The following is a 20,734-nucleotide window of genomic DNA, read 5'->3' as shown; positions in this document are numbered from 1 at the left end:
CACCTCGGTGACGTCCGCCTCAGCAGTTGAGGAGGCGCATTATAGAGATACCATGGTGGGAGTCAACACACTTTTTAAAAGAATTTTAAAAACATTTAAGTCCGTACAAAAACCAAACACTTCGGTTAACTATCAACCACTTAACGATGAATAAGTAAGCAACTTGGCTACTTAATCACCACCAGCTGATATTTCTTTTTACCGAGCTTCACAAGGTAATAGCCATCAAATAATGAACGCCCCTCAGAAAACACACCCCCGACATTCATATTATCCGCCAAACCTATCGCCACACCGTTTACCAAAACGGCATTTCGACCCAAGGCGTCTTTTATTTGCTTGCCGGCCCCCATACCGATATCAGCAAGTAATTGTGTTAAAGGTCTATCTTTTAAGTCTGCACGACTTAAATCTGCGGTCGGCAGCCCATCCAACTGCAACTGCCTGAAGTCTGCAGCCGACAGCTCCGCCAACTCTCCGGAAAACAGCGCCTCGGTAATTCGCTGCGCACCAGCCAACTCATCGTCACCGTGAATAAGCCTGGTCATCTCCTCTGCCAATACGCGCTGGCCCGAAGGGCGACCCATTTCTCGGTCATCAGCCTCAATTGCATCAATATCCGCCAAAGACAAAAAAGTGAAGTAACGGAGAAACTTATAGACATCCGCGTCAGCAGTAGCCAACCAAAATTGATAGAAGGCATAAGGAGAAGTTTTTGCAGGGTCAAGCCAAATCGTACCGGACTCGGTCTTGCCAAACTTTGTGCCATCAGCTTTGGTAACCAGCGGCATCGTCAACCCGTGAACCGCTGCGCCATGCTGGCGGCGAGTTAGATCAACCCCCGCAATGATATTCCCCCACTGGTCGGATCCACCTAGCTGCAAAGTACAGCCATGTCTTTTATACAACTCAGAGAAATCCATGCCCTGCAATAATGAATAGCTAAACTCGGTGAACGAGATCCCTGAACCCTCCCTGTTGATGCGCTGCTTCACTGACTCCTTCGCAATCATTGTATTTACAGAAAAATGTTTACCTATATCGCGCAAGAACTCCAACGCCGTCATTGGACCAAACCAATCGAGGTTATTTGCCACCTCAGCAGAGTTTTCGCCGCAGTCAAAATCAACGAAACGCGAAACTTGAGCCTTCAGACGATCGACCCACAACGCAACCACATCCGGCGTGTTAAGTTGGCGCTCTTGAGCCTTAAAACTTGGATCACCTATAAGGCCCGTTGCACCACCAACAAGCGCAATCGGCTTGTGCCCCGCCTGCTGAAAACGACGCAATGCCAATAACGGCACAAGATGACCAATATGAAGGCTATCCGCAGTGGGATCAAAGCCGCAATACAGCGTTCGAGGACCCTCAGCAAGATACTCAGACAAACCATTTTCACCCGTCATCTGGGCAACAAGACCTCTCGCCTCTAATTCAGGGAGTAAATCTGCATTTACTGCTGTCATACGCCGACCTTCAATTAAATAGATGGCGCAAATCACCTGATGCAGATGATTTGCAAAAATAGGAAAATACCGAAGTGCCGGCAAGATACAACAACCGACAAAAAATGCAAACTCGGAAAAGCTGACATGCCGCCGCACTCAAGCTAGAATCTACTTTAACTCTCGGTAATTACGGGCTTCAAGCACGCAGTACATTTGTTATACTGCGCAAAAAATCATCAACGGGCATGTAGTATTAGACCTATGCAAAAATGGATTCCCAAAAGGCACGCCGTTCGCAAATTAGGCAATGGCAAATTTCCGCGACGCCACTTGGCCCTTGCTGCATCAACGCTTATTGCTCTTGGCTTATCACTTCTCTTATTGCCCGGTGAAAATGCTGAGGCCAAGCGCACTGCCATACCGTTAAATTTAGAGCTCAGCCCGGCTCGAGCAGCTAGCAGCCCAGCCGATACAACGCCACCGCCAATAGAAGATGCCGAAAAACCCTGGACAGAAGTGCAAGTGAAAGCTGGCGATTCATTGTCGGCAATCTTTAGCCGCGCCAATCTCACGCCGCAAGCCCTTCACGAACTGCTAACCACTGCACCGAAAGCTAAGGCACTCAACAAAATTCGTCCCGGCCAAAAATTATCGTTCCAAATAGATGATAGCGGCGAACTCTCTGCAATGAGTTACCAGCTAGACAAGTTAAATAGCCTCGTTTTCGAACGCGGAGTAACTGGCTTCGGCACAACCGAGCTAGCAGAAACACCAGAAATCCGACAACGCGTTGCCAGCGCAACAATTACCTCCTCACTATATAAAGCTGCGCAGGATGCAGGGGTAAACCAAAGTATAATTATGGAACTCGCCAATATATTCGGCGGTGTGTTAGACTTTGTTTATGACGTCCGCAAAGACGATTACTTCATTGTTATATATGAAGAACTATACTTAAACGGCGAACGGCTAGGCAGCGGGCAAATTCTTGCGGCGCAGTACTTTAATCAAGGTCGCTCCTTTGAAGCATACCGCTACATCAACACCAAAGGCGAAGTCGACTACTTCTCTGAAAGCGGCGAAAGCATGCGCAAAGCCTTTTTACGGGCACCGCTAGATTTCACCAGGATCAGCTCGGGCTTCAATCCCAAGCGCCTACACCCTGTATTCAAAACCGTGCGCCCGCACCGCGGCATAGACTACGCAGCACCGCGCGGCACACCAGTTTACGCCGCCGGCGACGGCCGCGTTTCAGACGCCGGGTACTCAAAAGCCAATGGCAATTACGTTTTCATCAAACATGGCGAAGCGTATATCACCAAGTACCTGCATCTCCATAAGCGAGCCGTATCCAAGGGTGAGCGTGTTCGGCAACGCGAAACCATCGGCTGGGTTGGCTCCACAGGCTACGCCACCGGACCACACCTGCATTATGAGTTTTTAGTTAACGGCGTACACCGCAATCCAGCCACCATTGTCACCAAGCTGCCACCACCAACAAAGGTGAACAGTGGAGAAATGTCGACATTTAAAAATCAAATATCTGGCATGCAGCTGCAGCTTAAAACCTACGCCGCGCAGCGTAACTACAACAGTATTGACGCGGGCTAATGGGCTCGAAATACATTGGCCTGATGTCGGGCACCAGCCTAGATGGCATAGACGCCGCTCTAATTGACGTGGACGGCGACAACACCGTCCAGTTTGTATCCAGCGTGTCAGCCGCCATCCCCGCAGAGCTAAAAGCAGACATATTACAACTGTGCTCAACGAGTGATGGCGAAATAGAACTACTGGGCAGAACAGATCGTGAAATCGCTCGTGTTTTCGCCAATGCAGCCCTGCAATTATGCAAGACGGCTAAACTCGACCCCAAAGATATCACCGCAATCGGCAGCCACGGACAAACCGTGCGGCACCGGCCACCCGATAGCACCCGCCATCACACGCAAGCCTTTACCCTACAGATCGGCGACCCCAACACCATCGCGGAAATAAGCGGTATTACCACCATTGGCGACTTTCGCCGCCGCGATATAGCGGCGGCTGGCCAAGGCGCACCGCTGGTACCGGCATTTCACGCCGCAGTATTTGCCAGCCAAACCGAAGACCGAGTTATTCTCAATATTGGCGGCATGGCAAACATCAGCCTCCTCCAAAAGAATGGCGACGTAATCGGTTTCGACACTGGGCCAGGCAATGTTCTTATGGATAGCTGGATAAAAATCAGCCTGAATCAAGACTTTGATCGCGACGGCAACTGGGCAGCCAGCGGCACATCAAATGACGCACTTTTACAGCACCTGTTGAACACCGATTTCTACCGCCAAACCGGCCCCAAAAGCACAGGACGCGAGCAATTCAATTTGCAGACCATTCTGGACACGCTTGAGAAATTCCCATCGATGGCGCCTAACGATGTCCAAGCCACGCTACTTGAACTCACCGCACGCAGCATTTGCGATGCGATAGAAAAAACCAGCGAGAATCAGGCGCCAGTATTTTTATGCGGTGGCGGCAGTGCAAATTTAGCGCTTCGCAGACGCATTAAAGAGTTACTTACCCAGCGATCAGTATCAGATACCCAGCAACTTGGTATTCCACCAGACTGGGTTGAGGCGGTCGCATTTGCGTGGCTGGCCAAGCAAACACTCAGCCATCTGCCAGGTAATATACCGGCTGTAACTGGTGCGAAAGGACCACGCATTCTTGGCGCAATTTATCCAGCGTGATTACAAATACGCTAGCTCAGATAGCAAAGCGGGGAAAAAAGAAGAAAACGGCAGGATGCTAGCGAGGCCTAGCAGATACTAGGCCAACGAAAATCAAACAGAGAAGGAAGATCCGCAGCCACAGGTAGTGCTGGCATTTGGGTTACTAACTACAAATCGAGAACCTTCGAGACCCTCGGTGTAATCAACTTGAGCGCCATCAATATACTGATAACTTAGAGGGTCGACGAGAACCGTTACTCCATCGCGCTCAACCAAGGTGTCATCTTCCTCGGCGATTTCATCAAAAGTAAATCCGTACTGAAACCCCGAGCATCCACCACCGGTAACAAATACACGCAATTTCAAATCATCATTGGCTTCGGACTCAACTAAGTTTTTAACCTTAGCAACCGCCTTATCCGTCAATGTTAGTACTGACGGTGTGAATTGTTCAACCGCAGACATATATCACCTCACTACTACCCGTGCGCCAATATGCGCCACTACTAACCTAATTATCTTCTTTTCCGACTAATTTAGTCAAGTATTTGCCGCCCGACACCTTTTACGGCAGCAATGCCACGCCTTGCAGCCCCATCGTTTCTGGCAAACCAAACATTAAGTTCATGTTTTGAATAGCCTGCCCAGACGCCCCCTTCACCAAGTTATCAATAACCGACAACACAACAACGGTATCTCTATTTTGCGGACGATATAAAGCAATGCGGCACGTGTTTGCGCCCCGCACTGTGCGCGTTTGCGGCAAACTGCCTAGGGGCATCACATCCACAAACGGTGCATCGGCATACCGCTTTTCAAACATAAACTGCAACTCATCCAAGGGCACAGCGGGATCTAACAGCTCGGAATACAAGGTGGCGTGAATACCGCGCACCTGCGGCAATAGATGGGGCGTAAAGGTCAAACCTACCGCACCACCAGCAGCCAAGGCCAACTCCTGCTCGATCTCTGGCAAATGCCGATGACCGGCCACGCCATAAGCTTTAAAGCTCTCGGACAATTCTGCGTACAAATTGTCGATCTTCGCCTGCCGACCCGCACCGCTCACACCCGAGGCAGCACTTGCAATCAACCGCTTGGGATCAACCAGCTTTTGCTCAAGCAAAGGAATAAAGCCGAGCTCGATCGCCGTTGGATAGCAGCCGGGACAAGCAATTAACTTCGCGTTACGAATTTTATCCGCATTTCGCTCTGGCAAACCGTAAACCGCCATCGCGAGCACGTCCGGACAAATATGCTTCTCGTGGTACCACTTTGACCACAACTCAGCATCCGCAATCCTGAAATCTGCAGACAAATCAATTATACGAGTACCTGCCGCCAACAGCTCGGGCACCATATTCATCGCGACATTGTGAGGTGTCGCGAAAAAAACCACATCGCAGCTTGCCAATGCATCCACATCTGGCGCGGTAAAGCGCAGATCAACCACGCCACGCAAACTCGGGAACAATTCATCTACTGCCACACCGTCTTCTGCGCGCGATGTAATCATCGCCACTTCGGCCTCAGCATGGGTAGACAATAAACGCAGTAATTCTGCACCTGTATAACCAGTACCACCTACTATCCCAACTTTTAACACTAGACTTTCTCTCCCTTAACGCTGTTCATTTTGCGGTTCGATAACGTTCTTACCCGTCGTCAACACCGACTCGTCTTTCTCGCGCAGCAGGTGATCCCAGCCGCGAACCAAATCCCTCGCTAACACATGATACACGGGCTCGCTCATTACCAATTTCGACACCGCAGTTGCGACTAGCGCGCTTACCATTAAAGCCGGCAGTATATCGTGATTATTACCTGTCAGCTCCAGCACAATGACAAAGGCCGTTATTGGCCGCTGAACCACACCGGCAAAATAGCTGGCCATACCAACCAAGATCAATGACACCACCGGAACCTGCGGAAAAAGCGGCCCCATAGCAGACCCCAGCTCGGCCCCAGCAGCTAAACTCGGCGAAAAGATACCGCCGGGTATACCGCTGAAATACGTGAGTAGCGTTGCCAGTATTTTGCCCGCAGCAGTTAACCAACTCCCCTCTGACTGCCCTGCTAAAAGTGACCTGGCCTCAACATAACCGCTACCCATGGTTAGCCCATCGGACAGTATTGCCATAGCAGCTAAAAATATACCAATAACAAACGCAACTCGCAGCGGCCGCCGCGCTACTAACGGTGCAATCGCACGATTACCCTGAACCAAAAACAAGCTAAATAGCCCGCCCAACAAACCGCACGCCGCGCTTACACCAATAATATAGGGGTAATTAGAGAATGGCACCGCCGTAACATCTGGGACACCGAAATAGCTATAGTGTCCCGCAAAGGCCAACACCACCACCCCCGACAGGATGATCGCCATAATAAACGTACCGGTAGTTCGCGCCTCCATCGATTGCTGCAACTCTTCAATCGCGAACACAATACCCGCAAGTGGCGCATTAAAGGCCGCGGAAACACCGGCCGCGCCACCCGCCACAATTAAACTGCTTTCCACCTGGCGCTGTTTTAACTTTGCCCAGATACCAAATTTGTACATCAAGGCTGCGCCGACGTGCACACTGGGACCTTCGCGCCCCACCGTTGCACCTACCAGTAAACCTGCACAAGTTAGCAAGACCTTAAGCGTTGCCACCCGCAGCGACAAAAAAGGTCCACGCAGCCAATGGTAACTCTGTTTATGTGCTAGTAAGACCTGCGGGATACCACTGCCTCGGGCTGCTTTGCCTCCCCAATTCATCACCCACACAATGGCCATCAACCCAAGCGGGGTGATCAATAGAAAGGCATAGGGGTAACGGTCAAAAACAGCTTCTGTTATCGAAAAACTTTCTTCAGACAGCCATGCAAAGCTCTGAATAACCAAACCGACTGTTAGCGCGCCAAACCAAAACACACCGCGCGTCTTCCAATCTTCAACCGTACCTAGCTGACGACGGGTATGTCGATTACCCAGCGTCCACCACAGACGAAGTCTGCGAGCAGTCTGAGTACGTTTATTTTTGGCGGTCATGTAATTAAGAGGCCTGTGCAGGCGGCAGAGCTTAATGAGAATGCGCGAGATAAAAATTAATACGGCAAGCCACAATTGGCTAGCAGATATTGTATGCTAATTCACTGGCAACACCCAGCGCCCAAAAAGTGATTTTATCAGACACCGATGATAGCAATGACAATGTGTCTAAATCACGCCACCCAGAAACAATTTATTTAGGTACTGCATTATGCTTTGGCTGAAAGCTTTCCACATCATCGCCATTGTTTGCTGGTTCGCCGGAATTTTTTATCTCCCTAGGCTATTTGTTTACCACGCCATGGCAGAAGATCAAGCGACACGCGATTATTTAAAAGTCATGGAGCGTAAGCTCTATCGTTTTGTTAGCCCCTTTGCCGTGTTGACTATCGCTTTCGGCGCACTGCTAATTGCGCAAAATATTGAATACTACCTAAGCGCTGGCTGGCTGCACCTTAAACTACTTTTTGTCGCTGCTCTAATTGCTTACCACCTGTATTGCGGTCATTTAGTGAAAACCTTTGCCGACGATCACAACACGAGAAACCACGTCTTTTATCGCTGGTTTAATGAAGCCCCGGTCGTCGCTTTGTTTGCAATAGTGCTACTTGCCGTCCTGAAACCCTTTTAATGATTAGACGCTGCCTGCTCTGGCGATAATTAGCTCAGCACGTGATAATGCCCACTGACATTTTTTATAATTAAGATTTTTATATGACTAGCTCCGAGCAACTTTTTGAGACCGCCCGCCACCTCATCCCTGGCGGAGTCAACAGTCCAGTTCGCGCCTTTAAAGCGGTTGGCGGCACCCCGAGGTTCATCGACCACGCCTCAGGCCCCTACCTATTTGACGTAGAAGGTAAGCGATATATCGACTACGTTTTGTCGTGGGGCCCCATGTTACTCGGCCACGCTCACCCCGACGTCATTGCCACCGTCACCGCCCAGCTGCAAAAAGGCCTTAGCTTCGGCGCACCAACGGAAATCGAAACTCAACTTGCGGAAAAACTTTGCAGCATCATGCCCGGCATGGACATGGTGCGCATGGTTAATTCCGGCACCGAAGCGACCATGAGCGCCATCCGCCTCGCCCGCGGCTATACCGGACGCGACAAAATTATTAAATTTGAAGGCTGCTACCACGGCCACTCCGACTCACTGCTCATCAAAGCCGGATCGGGCGCACTCACCATGGGCGTCCCTAGCTCACCCGGCGTACCCGCCGCGCTGGCAGAGCACACAATAACGCTCAGCTATAACGATATAGAGGGCGTGCGCGCCGCCTTCGCGGAATATGGCGATCAAGTTGCCTGCATTATCGTTGAGCCGGTTGCCGGCAATATGAACTGCGTTCCACCAATACCCGGTTTTCTCGAATGCCTAAGAGAGAGCTGCGACCAAAGCGGCGCAGTTCTTATTATCGATGAAGTCATGACCGGCTTCCGCCTCGGCCTGCAAGGTGCCCAAGGCTATTACGGTGTGACCGCGGATATCACCTGCCTCGGCAAGGTTATCGGCGGCGGCATGCCGGTTGCGGCCTTTGGCGGCAAACGCAATATCATGGAACACATCGCCCCAAGCGGACCGGTGTACCAAGCAGGAACGCTCTCTGGCAACCCTATTGCCATGGCTGCCGGACTCTGCATGCTAAAACACATTGAACAAGACGGCTTTTATGAACCGGTTTTTCAAAAAACCGATAACCTCATCACAGGCTTAAAGGCGCGCGCCGATGCCGCAGGTATTGCCATGACGAGCAATCATGTCGGCACCATGTTCGGGGTGTTTTTTACCGAGACAGAGCACATCACCAACTACCAGCAGGTCATGGCCTGTGATACCGAACGCTTCAATCGATTCTTCCACGGTATGCTTGAGGGCGGCGTGTATCTCGCCCCCGCATCCTATGAAGCCGGCTTTTTATCCGCGGCACACAGCGATGCCGATATTGAAGAAACCCTGAACATTGCCGAGCATGTTTTTAAAACCCTGCGCTGAGAACAGATTATGGCTATATCACTAACGCGGGGCGTTTTCCCCAACACCCGATTGCGCCGCATGCGCGCGAAAGAGGTAACTCGTCGCCTAATGCGTGAACACCAACTTGGTGTGAATGACCTCATTTATCCTATGTTTGTTTGCGAAGGTAGCGGCGAACGCCAGGCGGTTGGCTCAATGCCAGGTATCGAGCGTCTAAGCGTTGACCTAATAGTGAAGGAAGCCAAGTTGCTCGCCGCGCTGGGTATTCCCGCCATCGCCTTGTTTCCCGTGGTCGGGGCTGAGAAAAAATCCCTGCTCGCTGAGGAGGCCTACAATCCGAATGGCCTCGCCCAAACCGCAATCAAAGCAATTAAAGACGCCGCCCCAGAGCTGGGCATTATCACCGACGTCGCCCTAGATCCTTACACCACCCACGGCCAAGACGGTATCATTGATGCAGAGGGCTATGTGCTGAATGACCGCACCGTTGAGGCTTTGTGTCTACAAGCCAAAGCGCAGGCTGACGCCGGTGCAGATATTGTTGCCCCCTCGGACATGATGGACGGTCGCATCGGCTCTATTCGACAAATATTAGAAAGCACAGGGCATATCAATACCTGTATTCTGAGCTACGCGGCAAAATACGCCTCCGCCTATTACGGGCCGTTTCGCGACGCGGTCGGTTCAGCGGGCAATTTGGGTGGCGGCAATAAATATACTTATCAAATGGATCCCGCTAACAGCAATGAAGCCCTGCACGAGTGTGCACTGGATCTTGCTGAGGGTGCCGATATGATTATGGTCAAACCGGGCATGCCCTATTTAGATATCGTGCGCCGCGTTAAAGATGAGTTTGCTGTACCAACCTATGCCTACCAAGTAAGTGGCGAATACGCGATGCATTGCGCCGCATTTGAAAAAGGCTGGCTAGACAAAAATACCGTCATGATGGAGTCCTTACTGGCCTTTAAACGCGCAGGTGCTGATGGCGTATTGACGTACTTTGCCAAAGACGTGGCATTATTACTGAATAACTAGTATTTACGCTGTCACACAGAGCGCTTATCGTAAGCTATGATAAAAACAAACTATTACAGGGGATCTACCATGCAAAAAAGACTACTGGCCTTAGCCATATTGGCTGCAAGTGCATCTGTTTCTACTCAGGCCGATATTGTCGGCGCCAGTGCTGGTGCCTATATGTGGAAACAAAGTTGGGACGGCGATGTAAAATCCGGACCAGATAGCATCGATATGAACGATGACCTTGGCTATGACGACGAAACAGGTAAAAGTTTCTACGTTGCCCTGGAACACCCCGTCCCCGTTTTGCCAAACATTCGCCTACAGCGAACTGACCTCGACATTTCTGAATCAAATCAACTATCTCGCAGCTTTACGTTTGAAGGCGACGTCTACACCGCAGCCGACACAGTAAACTCCACCACTGACTTAACGCATACTGATGCCACCCTGTACTATGAGATTCTCGACAACTGGGTCAATCTTGACGTCGGTTTAACCGTGCGTATGTTTGACGGTGAAGTTCGCTTGGCAACGACCGGCCGCGAAGGCTCCATCGAGTTAGACGCGCCAGTGCCAATGGCTTACGTCAATGCGCGCTTTGACCTGCCACTCACAGGTCTTTACGCATCTGCGATAGCTAACGTGATTTCCTACAGCGACAGCAGTGTGACTGATATGAGCGTGGGATTAGGCTATGAATTCGGCGTAGTCGGACTTGAGCTCGGCTACCGTAACTTCGACGTCGACCTTGAAGACGATGGTGAAGAAGCCAAAGTCACTGTTGACGGTTACTTTTTTGGTGTCGTTATCGACATCTAATTTCGCAACAAGAATCATAAAAAAGGCGCAATCTATTGCGCCTTTTTTTGTTTAATATTGTCTGATATCTCCAAAACACTATTTCGCCGCCTAACCACGCTGACAAATATGACCCTCACCATGCCCTTAAAAACACTTTCACTGATCGCCGCCCTGACTGCAAGCCCCTTGGCATCCGCTTGCGAATGCCTGTGGGAAGGCCCATTCAAATCAGTCTACGCCAATGCCGACCTGGTAGTTTACGGCGAAGTGAGCAACACCCAAGGCAATGGCTTTGATTTAGTCGTCGACACCGTTTTACAAGGTAGTGAATACCGAGAGCAGATTCGAATCTGGGGGAAAAAGGATGATTTATGCCGCCCCGAAGCCGAGCAGTTCACCCCGGGTAGCGAATGGGTTATGGCGCTAAAGCGCATCGACAATCCGCCAGCAGATGCATTCAATCCCTTCAAAGCAAATATCAGCTTTGGCCGCCAGGACGATTTCAGCCTTTCCAGCTGCGGCGTTTACTGGCTGCCAGTAAAGCAACAGCGGGTATCAGGAAACATTTTGGACGGCTCGCGCTGGCAATACCTGGATACCAAAAAGACACCGATAATTATGTCGATATTTGTCGCGTGGATTAAAGACATCTTGCCAGATCAAGCAATAGCCGAAGCATCAAAACCACAAAACCAAGCTCGACAACTACTCAACGAAACGAAAATTCACCTGTGGGAAGAGCGGCGCAACCCCCTACCGGACGCAGATGACCTCGACTTCCGGCCGCCTAGCAGACTGCCGAACATTGAGACCAATGACAGCGAGGAGCCATCAAACAAGACTGAGTAACTCGTCCAACATCCTCAATGACATCCCCCAAATACGGCGCTTACCATAATTATAACAGGGCAATGTCATTGCAAATCTTCCACGTTTTAACTCCATAGTCTCGCGCTGCACCGGGTCCATCAGGTAGCTCATGGGAATCCATACCGCCTCAGCCACCTCATGATTGGCCTCGATGCTTACCGCCGTATGCAGTCGAAAAACGTAGGGCGTTACCACCATGGGTTGGCGACCAGAATGGGGGCGACTCACAATGTCAGACAGGCGACCAATACAGTGGCCGGCCTTGTCCAAATAAATACCCGTCTCTTCTTCTGTTTCACGCATTGCCGTACGCAAACCGGTAATATCGCCTCGATCCATGCGGCCACCGGGAAATGCCATGTGTCCCGACCACGGATCACCCTCGCGATCGGCCCGCTTAATCATCAAGATTTCAAGGTGATCATTCAGCTCACGTATAATAATCGCCACTGCTGAACGCTTTACCCATCGCCGCCACCAACGCTGGCGGGGCTTAAATTTATCTAGCCGCTCTACAATATGTTGAAGCGCCATCGCTTCAGGTGTGTTTACTATCAATACCAACCCCTTTAGCCGGCGCGAAGCCAAGTTGTCGCGCGAGCGCTAAGCTTACCGAGACCCGCATGCAGTAGTTATTTTATCCGCGGCCAGCACCACCCAAAAGCGCCCACCGCTGGCAAAATCGTCTCGTTTAAAAAACGCTACCACTATAAAATGATGACTATAATACCACCACACGTTGATCCTCTACCGACACTACAAAATACGGCGCATCGCATATGCATTCTGATGACAAAGTGGATATTGCCAGTCGCGAAGAGCTTGAAACGCTGCTCAGGCTTTTTTATCAAGATGTTTTAAGCGACCGTATCATCGGATTTTTCTTTACAGACGTCATCGCCTTCTCGCTGGAGCAACACCTACCTCGCGTTATCGATTTCTGGGCGCAAATTCTATTCGGAGAGTCGAGTTACCAAGGTCAACTTTTTGAACGCCATCAACACATTCACCAACAGGCAAAGCTTAGTCAGCATCATTTTTCTCGCTGGCTGCACCTATTAAATAATAATATTGATCGCCACTTTGAAGGGCCGAATTGCACAAAAATGAAAACCCGCGCCGCGCGTATCGCGGAGTCGATGGCCGCAGCCCTGGAACAAAAATCAACTAGCAATAACCCGCGCACCGGCGTGCAATTCTTTACACCTTAAATTCAATCAGTACTACGCCAAAACACGGCGCAGACGCGCCACACCTTCCTCCAGACGATCAAGTCCTGTTGTGTAGGCAAACCGAACGTGTTGGTCTGCCTTATAGCGCCCAAAGTCTTCACCAGGCGTGATGGCAATACCATGATTCTCTAATAAATCTAAACAAAACTGCTGACTATTGGTGTTAAACCGCTCAATACCCGCGTACAGATATAAAGCACCAGCTGGACAGTGAGGGATATCAAAACCCAAGCTCTGCAAAGCCGGTAACAAATAATCGCGCCGTGCAGCAAATTCGTCTCGACGCCGATTCAACTCTACGCGAGTTTCTGGTTCAAATGCCGCCAATGCCGCGTACTGGCCCATAGTAGACATGGATATAAAAAGATTTTGCGCTAATTTTTCTAACTGCGGTACCGCTTCTTCAGGTGCGACCAGCCACCCCAAGCGCCAACCCGTCATGCCAAAATATTTTGAAAAACTATTAATTACAAAGGCCTTATCGGTGATCGACAAAATACTGGGGGCATCTACCCCGTAATTTAAGCCGTGATAAATCTCGTCGACTAATAAAAAACCCTGCTTACGCTCACACAGTGAATGGAGGTCGCGCAATTGTGTCGCCGTTAATATTTCCCCCGTTGGATTGGCGGGTGAGGCCACCATAATGCCCTTGGTGTTTGGCCGCCAATGCTGCTCCGCTTTTTCGGCACTAAGCTGGAAGCGATCTTCCGGCCCAACCGGCACCAGCTGGCCTTCACCCTCGACCAATCGCAAGAAATGACGATTGCAGGGGTAGCCCGGATCGGTCATTAACATGCCCTCACCCGGGTTAACCAATAAACCCGCCAATAGAAGCAAGGCACCGGACGCACCCGGTGTGATCATAATCCGCTCTGGCGCTATGTCTAAGCCGTAATCGCTGCGATAGTAACGCGAAATTGCCTGCCTCAGCTCAGGAATTCCAGCTGCGGGGGTGTAATAGGTTTCGCCGCGATCTAGCGACGCCTTCGCTGCATTAATAACCGCTGCTACCGTTGTAAAATCCGGCTCACCGGCTTCCATATGAACAATATCCCGACCTGCCGCAGCGAGCTGCTTGGCACGCGTTAAAACCTCAACCACTCGAAATGGCTCGATATCTGCCAGCCGACGCGCAAAATTATTAATCACCTATACTGTACCTATCAGCCAAAACGTGAAGTGTAGCTTTATCCGCAACGCCTTAACATCGCCACAACAGGGTAGCCATGTGATTTAAGGTGAATTTCGTGTAGCGCAAGGCGGCCATATCTGGTAGTTTTGCCGGTTTGGCGACACAGCGTCGTCGCGCATGTCCGCAGTTTGCGGTTAACGGCTTGTACAGAAGAGGGCCAGCCATGCCTGCACAGCAGAGTACACCTGAAAATTTGAAGACCTTCGTTCCCTATAAAGAAAAAAAGGGCGAAGAATACATGAACGACAATCAGAAGGATCACTTCCGCCAAATTCTGCTTAGCTGGAAGGCAGAGCTGATGGAAGAAGTTGACCGCACTGTTAGTCACATGAAGGACGAAGCCTCTAACTTCCCTGATCCCGCCGACCGCGCGACCCAGGAAGAAGAGTTTAGTCTTGAGCTGCGCACGCGTGATCGCGAGCGTAAATTGATCAAGAAGATTGACTCGACCCTCAATCTCATCGACGAAGACGACTACGGTTTCTGCGATACTTGTGGCGTAGACATTGGCATTAAACGCCTTGAAGCGAGACCAACCGCTACCTTGTGCATCGACTGCAAAACCCTAGACGAGATCAAAGAGCGTCAAGAACGCGGTTAATCTGCATGGGCGACAGCAATTGTCGCCCTAAGCAACAGGCTCGCTATGACTGCTCCTCACACTGGCTATATTGGCCGGTTTGCCCCCTCGCCCAGCGGACCACTTCACTTGGGTTCGCTACTTACCGCCGTCGCTAGCTATCTCGATGCCCGCGCCAATAACGGCCAATGGCTATTGCGCATTGAAGATATCGATCCACCCCGCGAACAAGCGGACGCAGCAAACCTAATCATCAACAGTTTAATCGCCCATGGCCTGCAATGGGATGGCGCCATCCTGTGGCAAAGTCAGCAAAGCACGCAGTATGATACCGCCCTAAATATATTACTGCGCAATGGGAGTGCCTACTACTGCAGCTGCTCACGCGCGCAATTGGCTGAGTACGGTGGAATACACCCGCCCGCTTGCATCAAACCCTATATAGCGGGTGACGCCGCGATTCGTCTTAAACTCCAAAATCCAAGTATCACCTTCCTAGACCGAGCACAGGGCCAGCAACACTACCTTACAACGCAAGTAGGTGACCCAGTACTTAAGCGACGCGACGGTCTTTATGCATATCAACTTGCGGTGGTCGTCGACGATGCCGCTGAACACATTACCGACATCGTGCGCGGCGTCGATCTGCTAGATGCGACGGCATGGCAGCTCCATCTCCAGCAGGCACTTTTACTGCCGGCTATTCGATACCTTCACTTACCCGTCATTGTTGGCGATGACGGCCATAAACTGAGTAAACAAAGCTTTGCCCCCGCCATTGACGACCGCCTCGCCAAGCAAAACATTCAAACCGTACTGCGCTATCTGCAGCAAACTCCCCCACCACCGGAACTTGATGTAGCGCAAATACTGCAATGGGGAGCTGCACATTGGTGTGTCGAGAGTATTCCTAAAACAACAGCGCTTAAGCTATAAACTTGCCCGCAATATTTTGCAGTTTCATAGACGCTCCAGTAACATCAGGCCGACGATGAAAACCTCGCGGTCACCATGCAAATTCACTCATCACTGCTACTGCTTGTAACATTTGCTTTTATTTATGCTCCAGCCATAGGCCGTTGGCTTAACGACGCCAGCAATCTTTGGTATCGGCATCATATATTGTGGCTACTAATTATTATTTTTGTTTTTATCAGCCTATCGCATCAGCGCCGCAATGACCCTTAGCCTCAATACCCTGTTTTTTATCGGCATTGGCTATTTACTGCTACTGTTTGCTATCGCCTACGCCACCGAGCGCCAATTACTGCCATCGCGACTGGTCAACCATCCCAGCGTCTATGTTTTATCCTTGGGAGTTTACGCCAGCGGCTTTGCTGTTTACGGCGCCGTCGGCTTTGCAGAGCGCTATGGCTATAGCTTCCTAAACTACTACATTGGGATTTCGGCGGCGTTAATTCTCCTTCCCATACTGCTCGCACCACTGCATCAGATTTGTAAAAGCTACCGACTTAACTCACTCGCTGACTTACTTAGTTTCCGTTTCCGCAGTTCTTGGGCCGGCTCGCTAGCAACATTATTCTTAGCGCTTGCCGTTTGGCCCCTTCTCGCCATCCAAATAAAAATAGTCTCTGAATCCACATTGATTTTAAGTGCTGGCGACGCGTTAATGGGCGACCAACCCCACTTCAAAAACCTCACCGCACTACTTTTTTGTGTCGTGATTACGATATTCACAATCTTATTCGGCTCGCGCAACCTCGCTTCCAAAGACAGCCATCGCGGTTTAGTGGTCGCGCTCGCATTCGAATCCATTATCAAAATGCTAGCCATTGTGCTGGTCGGCATTGTCGCAGTAGTGTCAGTGTTTGGCAGCTTCGATGGATTGCAAGAGTGGCTAAACAGCAACCCGGACGTACTCAGGGAACTTAGCGCCCCGCAATCCGGCGACACCAACCGGCTAATGCTAATTATGTTCTTCGCCGCCTCAGTCTGTATGCCGCATGTGTTCCATATGCTGTTTGCTGAGAATCCCAGTCGCCAAAACCTCGTCACCGCAAGTTGGGGGCTACCACTATTTCTACTCGTGATCAGCCTACCTGTACTCCCCATACTCTGGGCGGGAAAAGCGTCGGGACTAACTATCGCCACAGATTATTTCGCACTTGGCCTGTCTTTAAATATAGAGAATATATGGCTAACAACGCTGATTTACCTCGGCGGCCTTTCGGCTGCAAGCGGCGCCATCATTGTGACCACCCTCGCACTCGCGTCCATGAGCCTTAACCATTTAGTATTGCCAATCCTGCGCCCCAAAGGCCGCAACGTTGACATCTATCGCTGGCTGCTGATGACTCGTCAGCTACTAATATGCGCTATCATTTTAATCGGCTTTATTTTCTATGAGTTAATCGGCGACACTCAAACTCTCACAAATCTTACGGTGGCTTCCGCCGGTGGATGCCTACAATTTCTGCCAGGCGTGCTTGCCGTGCTGTACTGGCCCCGGGCCAATCGAAACGGTTTTATCTGCGGCCTGACTGCCGGCTTTATTGTGTGGGCACTGGGATTACTGATCCCCATGTTCACCAATGAACACCCCGCCTATCTAGAAAAGCTGTATATCAATTCACTCGATCGCGACTTATTCTGGGTTGTCGTGGCCAGTGTATCCCTAGGCGTTAACAGTGCATTTTTCATTATTGTTTCCATATTTAGTGAAACCTCTGATGAAGAGCGCAGCGCTGCGGAAGCCTGCACTCTAGACGACCTTAACCGCCCCAGCCGCCACACATTAAATCTACAATCTGCCGGCGAAATACGGCAGCGCTTACAGGAGGCGCTCGGAGACCACGCCGCCGAACAGGAATTTAGGCGGGCATTAGACGAACTACAGCTTAATGAGCTAGAAACACGCCCTTATGCCCTGCGCCGTATCCGCGACAGAATAGAAATCAACTTATCATCATTAGTCGGGCCCTCCAGCGCTAGGCGGGTTATTGATCGCGTACTGCCCTATACGGATAGTGTTTTAGGCAGCAGTGAAGACATAACCTATATCGAAGAGCGCCTAGAACGTTACCAAACCAACCTCACGGGCCTTGCCGCCGACCTCGACAGCCTTCGCCGCTACCATCGGCAAACGCTGGAAGACCTTCCTATTGGTGTTTGCGCCCTAGGGCGAGACCAAGAAATTTTGCTGTGGAATATGTCCATGGCTGATATAACGGCTATCAAATCTAGCGACGTCACTGGCTCACGCCTCTCTGGCATATCCGCACCGTGGGCCAATTGTTTAATTAGCTTTTTAGCGAGTAGCGATCTGCACCGCAGTAAGTTTTGCCTGGAGACTGAAAAAGGTTTGCGCTGGCTTAATTTACATCGAACTGAATCACAGATGTGGGGCCGCGACGAATTGATCGTGGTAGTAGAAGATATTACTGACACCCAACTACTAGAGCACGAGCTCACTCACCAAGAGCGCCTCGCCTCGATCGGCCGGCTCGCGGCAGGAGTCGCCCACGAAATAGGCAATCCGGTCACCGGCATTGCCTGTCTCGCTCAAAACCTACGCTATGAAACCGAAAACCCAGACACCCTGGAAACCGCCTCGCAAATCGTTAAGCAAACTCAGCGCATTAGCAGTATTGTGCACAGCCTAGTCAATTTTGCCCACACTGGTCGCGAAGCACCGTCGCAAGCAACGGAAGCCGTCAACATCCGCAACTGCGTGTCCGAGGCGATACAGCTTCTAAGCCTGGACAATGAAGCTCGCCAAATCCACTACAACAACAACTGCCCCGTCGATATTGCTGTGCAAGGCGACACCCAGCGATTAATGCAGGTATTTATTAACCTACTATCCAATGCGCGAGATGCAAGTAGCGACAATGCGATAATCACCATAAACGCACAATCAGACACTCCAAATGCGCGCATTACGGTGACAGATCACGGCACAGGCATCGACCAAAAATTGCAAGACCGGATATTCGAACCATTCTTTACCACCAAAGACCCCGGCAAAGGCACCGGCTTAGGCCTTGCCTTGGTATACAACATTATCAATGACCTAGGCGGCGAGATCAGCATTGAAAGCCCGGTGCCAGAATTTGGCAGCTACGGAACCCGTATCCATATCCGACTCACGCTAAACGACACCGAGTCAAACTAGAATTATTCCGCTGATCGCGTTATGTTGTTCGGCTACGCGCCTGTTCGGTAATCGCTGAACAAACCCACGGAGAGAATTATGCCCAAAATCCTCATAGTCGAAGACGAAGATGTCATCCGTCTGGCGCTGCGACGCCTACTCGAGAGGAATGACTATCAGGTGGACGAGGCCGACTCGGTGCAAAAAGCACTGAGCAGCTACAATGTAAACGACTACGATTTAATAATCAGTGACTTACGCCTACCCGGCGGAGCGGGTACCGATCTAATCAATAAATCTGATGCTCCCGTTTTGATTATGACCAGTTACGCTAGCTTGAAGTCCGCCGTAGACTCCATGAAAAAAGGCGCTATAGATTATATTGCCAAGCCCTTTGATCACGACGAAATGCTAGAAACCGTGGCGCGTATCATTCATAGCAACACCACCGAACAGCAAGCAAACAGCACACCCGAGCCGAGCAGTAATCAGCGCAAGCAAATCGCAGATGCCAATGGCATGATCGGCAGCTGCAAAGCAATGCAACAGCTATATGATCATATCCGCCGAGCAGCGCCAACCGATGCCACTATCCTTGTCCACGGCGAAACCGGCACGGGTAAAGAGTTAGTGGCGAGGGCCATTCACAATCAAAGTACCCGCAGTGGCAAACCTATTATTTGCGTAAACTGCGCCGCGATTCCAGAAACACTGATTGAATCCGAGCTATTTGGCTACGAAAAAGGCGCATTTACGGGTGCCAACACCAATCGTACAGGCCTTATAGAAGCGGCCGACGGCGGCACCTTGTTCCTTGACGAGATCGGCGAACTGCCACTGGAAGCGCAGGCTAGACTATTGCGATTTATCCAAGAGGACGAAATTCGCCGTATCGGCTCGGTGGAGTCGATCAAAGTGAATGTCAGACTGATCTGCGCGACGCACCGGGACCTCAAAGACATGGCCCATTCCGGGCGCTTTCGGGAGGATTTGTACTACCGTATTAACGTCATGAAACTAGAGCTGCCGCCACTGCGCGAGCGCGGCAAAGATATTCTAGAACTTGCCGAAACCCTGCTTAAAAATCGCTGCGAAAAGATGAAAAAGCCGCTGATGCATTTCAGTCCAAAGGCAATTCAGGCAATCACCACCTATATTTGGCCCGGCAATATTAGGGAGCTGGAGAATGCCATTGAACGCGCAGTGATTCTTTGTGACCGCAAAGAAATCGACAACGAATTACTCGACATTGATTTAGAGCTCGTCGATATAAGCCAGATTCGCGGGCGTCGCAACGACCCGCCGCCACGGCAAATAAGCAGTAACAGCGCGCCAGAGCGCCGTAAGCCGTTACATGCAGACCCGAGCGAAGACCTCTCACTGGAGGACTATTTCCAACGCTTTGTACTCGAACACCAGGATTCTATGAGCGAAACCGAACTGGCACAGAAACTCGGCGTCAGCAGAAAATGTCTGTGGGAGCGCCGCCAACGATTGGGCATTCCACGCAAGAAGGTTAGTTCCCGTTCAGGCTCATAGAATTAAAACGGAGGCGTTACCCGCCACAAGCAATCGTAACAAAGGGCGTTTAGTAAGGTAACAATTTACAAATATGCAAAGCCCAAATACGAGCACAAAAAACAGTAAGATACTGATAGTAAAGGAAAAAACAAAACTGGCACGGCATATGCTCTATATTGGGAGCGAAGAATAATAAAAAAACAAAATAATAAT

The 20,734-nt window shown here is 50.6% G+C and carries 18 protein-coding genes; 12 read left to right on the top strand and 6 right to left on the bottom strand.

All coding sequences use genetic code 11. The annotated features are described in order from the left end of the window. Positions 1 to 167: 167 nt before the first annotated feature. On the bottom strand, positions 168 to 1,469 hold the full coding sequence (gene tyrS, locus AAC007_RS12195) for a tyrosine--tRNA ligase (protein WP_339677202.1): 1,302 nt from the start codon (positions 1,467 to 1,469) through the stop codon (positions 168 to 170). A gap of 243 nt (positions 1,470 to 1,712) precedes the next feature. Here tyrS and AAC007_RS12190 point away from each other — a divergent pair, with 243 nt between their 5' ends. Beyond that, entirely contained in the window at positions 1,713 to 3,062 is a 1,350-nt protein-coding gene (locus tag AAC007_RS12190; RefSeq protein WP_339677200.1) for a peptidoglycan DD-metalloendopeptidase family protein, read from the top strand. Next, a complete protein-coding gene (locus AAC007_RS12185) occupies positions 3,062 to 4,183 on the top strand; it encodes an anhydro-N-acetylmuramic acid kinase (protein WP_339677198.1) in 1,122 nt (373 codons plus the stop codon). Before AAC007_RS12190 ends, AAC007_RS12185 begins: the two co-directional genes overlap by 1 nt. Positions 4,184 to 4,276: 93 nt before the next feature. On the opposite strand, the gene erpA is transcribed toward AAC007_RS12185, so the two are convergent. The 3 genes from erpA to AAC007_RS12170 all read right to left on the bottom strand — a co-directional run bounded on the left by erpA (position 4,277) and on the right by AAC007_RS12170 (position 7,202). Next, positions 4,277 to 4,630: an iron-sulfur cluster insertion protein ErpA gene (gene erpA, locus AAC007_RS12180; RefSeq protein WP_219043666.1), complete on the bottom strand. Its 354-nt coding sequence runs from the start codon at positions 4,628 to 4,630 to the stop codon at positions 4,277 to 4,279. Positions 4,631 to 4,730: 100 nt separating this feature from the next. Continuing rightward, positions 4,731 to 5,771, bottom strand: coding sequence for an N-acetyl-gamma-glutamyl-phosphate reductase (argC, locus tag AAC007_RS12175; protein ID WP_339677196.1), 1,041 nt, complete (start codon positions 5,769 to 5,771; stop codon positions 4,731 to 4,733). A gap of 15 nt (positions 5,772 to 5,786) precedes the next feature. Further along, complete coding sequence (locus AAC007_RS12170) at positions 5,787 to 7,202, bottom strand: chloride channel protein (protein WP_339677194.1); 1,416 nt, start codon at positions 7,200 to 7,202, stop codon at positions 5,787 to 5,789. Between the two features lie 211 nt (positions 7,203 to 7,413). On the opposite strand from AAC007_RS12170, the gene hemJ reads away from it, so the two are divergent. The 5 genes from hemJ to AAC007_RS12145 all read left to right on the top strand — a co-directional run bounded on the left by hemJ (position 7,414) and on the right by AAC007_RS12145 (position 11,858). Further along, positions 7,414 to 7,833 (top strand): protoporphyrinogen oxidase HemJ, encoded by a 420-nt coding sequence (hemJ, locus tag AAC007_RS12165; protein WP_339677192.1) that lies wholly within the window; start codon positions 7,414 to 7,416, stop codon positions 7,831 to 7,833. An 83-nt stretch (positions 7,834 to 7,916) separates the two neighbouring features. Next, positions 7,917 to 9,200, top strand: coding sequence for a glutamate-1-semialdehyde 2,1-aminomutase (hemL, locus tag AAC007_RS12160; protein ID WP_339677191.1), 1,284 nt, complete (start codon positions 7,917 to 7,919; stop codon positions 9,198 to 9,200). A 9-nt stretch (positions 9,201 to 9,209) separates the two neighbouring features. Continuing rightward, on the top strand, positions 9,210 to 10,220 hold the full coding sequence (gene hemB / locus AAC007_RS12155; protein ID WP_339677189.1) for a porphobilinogen synthase: 1,011 nt from the start codon (positions 9,210 to 9,212) through the stop codon (positions 10,218 to 10,220). Between the two features lie 69 nt (positions 10,221 to 10,289). Then, entirely contained in the window at positions 10,290 to 11,027 is a 738-nt protein-coding gene (locus AAC007_RS12150) for a TIGR04219 family outer membrane beta-barrel protein (RefSeq protein WP_339677188.1), read from the top strand. A gap of 57 nt (positions 11,028 to 11,084) precedes the next feature. Continuing rightward, complete coding sequence (locus tag AAC007_RS12145; protein WP_339677186.1) at positions 11,085 to 11,858, top strand: hypothetical protein; 774 nt, start codon at positions 11,085 to 11,087, stop codon at positions 11,856 to 11,858. Here AAC007_RS12145 and AAC007_RS12140 read toward each other — a convergent pair. Continuing rightward, positions 11,841 to 12,437 carry a CoA pyrophosphatase gene (locus AAC007_RS12140; RefSeq protein WP_339677184.1) on the bottom strand — a complete coding sequence of 199 codons (597 nt, stop codon included), beginning with the start codon at positions 12,435 to 12,437 and terminating at the stop codon, positions 11,841 to 11,843. The two genes, AAC007_RS12145 and AAC007_RS12140, sit on opposite strands and share 18 nt — an antisense overlap. Before the next feature lie 221 nt (positions 12,438 to 12,658). Between AAC007_RS12140 and AAC007_RS12135 the strand changes: the two genes are divergently transcribed. After that, positions 12,659 to 13,090, top strand: coding sequence for a group III truncated hemoglobin (locus AAC007_RS12135; protein WP_339677182.1), 432 nt, complete (start codon positions 12,659 to 12,661; stop codon positions 13,088 to 13,090). Positions 13,091 to 13,102: 12 nt separating this feature from the next. Here AAC007_RS12135 and AAC007_RS12130 read toward each other — a convergent pair whose 3' ends face one another. Next, entirely contained in the window at positions 13,103 to 14,263 is a 1,161-nt protein-coding gene (locus AAC007_RS12130; protein WP_339677181.1) for a pyridoxal phosphate-dependent aminotransferase, read from the bottom strand. A gap of 206 nt (positions 14,264 to 14,469) precedes the next feature. Between AAC007_RS12130 and dksA the strand changes: the two genes are divergently transcribed. From dksA to AAC007_RS12110, 4 genes are all read left to right on the top strand, one after another. Further along, complete coding sequence (gene dksA, locus AAC007_RS12125; protein ID WP_219043656.1) at positions 14,470 to 14,907, top strand: RNA polymerase-binding protein DksA; 438 nt, start codon at positions 14,470 to 14,472, stop codon at positions 14,905 to 14,907. 45 nt (positions 14,908 to 14,952) lie between these two features. Beyond that, a complete protein-coding gene (gluQRS, locus tag AAC007_RS12120; RefSeq protein WP_339677180.1) occupies positions 14,953 to 15,822 on the top strand; it encodes a tRNA glutamyl-Q(34) synthetase GluQRS in 870 nt (289 codons plus the stop codon). 241 nt (positions 15,823 to 16,063) lie between these two features. After that, the gene (locus AAC007_RS12115) at positions 16,064 to 19,021 is read left to right on the top strand and encodes an ATP-binding protein (protein ID WP_339677179.1); all 2,958 of its coding nucleotides are present in this window, start codon (positions 16,064 to 16,066) and stop codon (positions 19,019 to 19,021) included. A gap of 78 nt (positions 19,022 to 19,099) precedes the next feature. Beyond that, positions 19,100 to 20,539 carry a sigma-54 dependent transcriptional regulator gene (locus tag AAC007_RS12110; RefSeq protein WP_339677178.1) on the top strand — a complete coding sequence of 480 codons (1,440 nt, stop codon included), beginning with the start codon at positions 19,100 to 19,102 and terminating at the stop codon, positions 20,537 to 20,539. Positions 20,540 to 20,734: the final 195 nt, after the last annotated feature.

The sequence above is a fragment of the uncultured Zhongshania sp. genome (assembly GCF_963975605.1).
Lineage (GTDB): Bacteria > Pseudomonadota > Gammaproteobacteria > Pseudomonadales > Spongiibacteraceae > Spongiibacter > Spongiibacter aquimaris.
The sequence above is the reverse complement of the archived record's forward strand: the minus strand, read 5'-3'. Positions and strand labels throughout refer to the sequence as shown.

What these genes read in the sequence shown, in the direction of transcription:
- hemL (WP_339677191.1), top strand. Translation starts at nt 7,917, where the DNA reads ATGACTAGCTCCGAGCAACTTTTTGAGACCGCCCGCCACCTCATCCCT.
- AAC007_RS12135 (WP_339677182.1), top strand. Translation starts at nt 12,659, where the DNA reads ATGCATTCTGATGACAAAGTGGATATTGCCAGTCGCGAAGAGCTTGAA.
- hemB (WP_339677189.1), top strand. Translation starts at nt 9,210, where the DNA reads ATGGCTATATCACTAACGCGGGGCGTTTTCCCCAACACCCGATTGCGC.
- AAC007_RS12170 (WP_339677194.1), bottom strand. Translation starts at nt 7,202, where the DNA reads ATGACCGCCAAAAATAAACGTACTCAGACTGCTCGCAGACTTCGTCTG.
- AAC007_RS12115 (WP_339677179.1), top strand. Translation starts at nt 16,064, where the DNA reads ATGACCCTTAGCCTCAATACCCTGTTTTTTATCGGCATTGGCTATTTA.
- hemJ (WP_339677192.1), top strand. Translation starts at nt 7,414, where the DNA reads ATGCTTTGGCTGAAAGCTTTCCACATCATCGCCATTGTTTGCTGGTTC.
- tyrS (WP_339677202.1), bottom strand. Translation starts at nt 1,469, where the DNA reads ATGACAGCAGTAAATGCAGATTTACTCCCTGAATTAGAGGCGAGAGGT.
- dksA (WP_219043656.1), top strand. Translation starts at nt 14,470, where the DNA reads ATGCCTGCACAGCAGAGTACACCTGAAAATTTGAAGACCTTCGTTCCC.
- AAC007_RS12185 (WP_339677198.1), top strand. Translation starts at nt 3,062, where the DNA reads ATGGGCTCGAAATACATTGGCCTGATGTCGGGCACCAGCCTAGATGGC.
- AAC007_RS12110 (WP_339677178.1), top strand. Translation starts at nt 19,100, where the DNA reads ATGCCCAAAATCCTCATAGTCGAAGACGAAGATGTCATCCGTCTGGCG.
- AAC007_RS12150 (WP_339677188.1), top strand. Translation starts at nt 10,290, where the DNA reads ATGCAAAAAAGACTACTGGCCTTAGCCATATTGGCTGCAAGTGCATCT.
- AAC007_RS12190 (WP_339677200.1), top strand. Translation starts at nt 1,713, where the DNA reads ATGCAAAAATGGATTCCCAAAAGGCACGCCGTTCGCAAATTAGGCAAT.
- erpA (WP_219043666.1), bottom strand. Translation starts at nt 4,630, where the DNA reads ATGTCTGCGGTTGAACAATTCACACCGTCAGTACTAACATTGACGGAT.
- gluQRS (WP_339677180.1), top strand. Translation starts at nt 14,953, where the DNA reads ATGACTGCTCCTCACACTGGCTATATTGGCCGGTTTGCCCCCTCGCCC.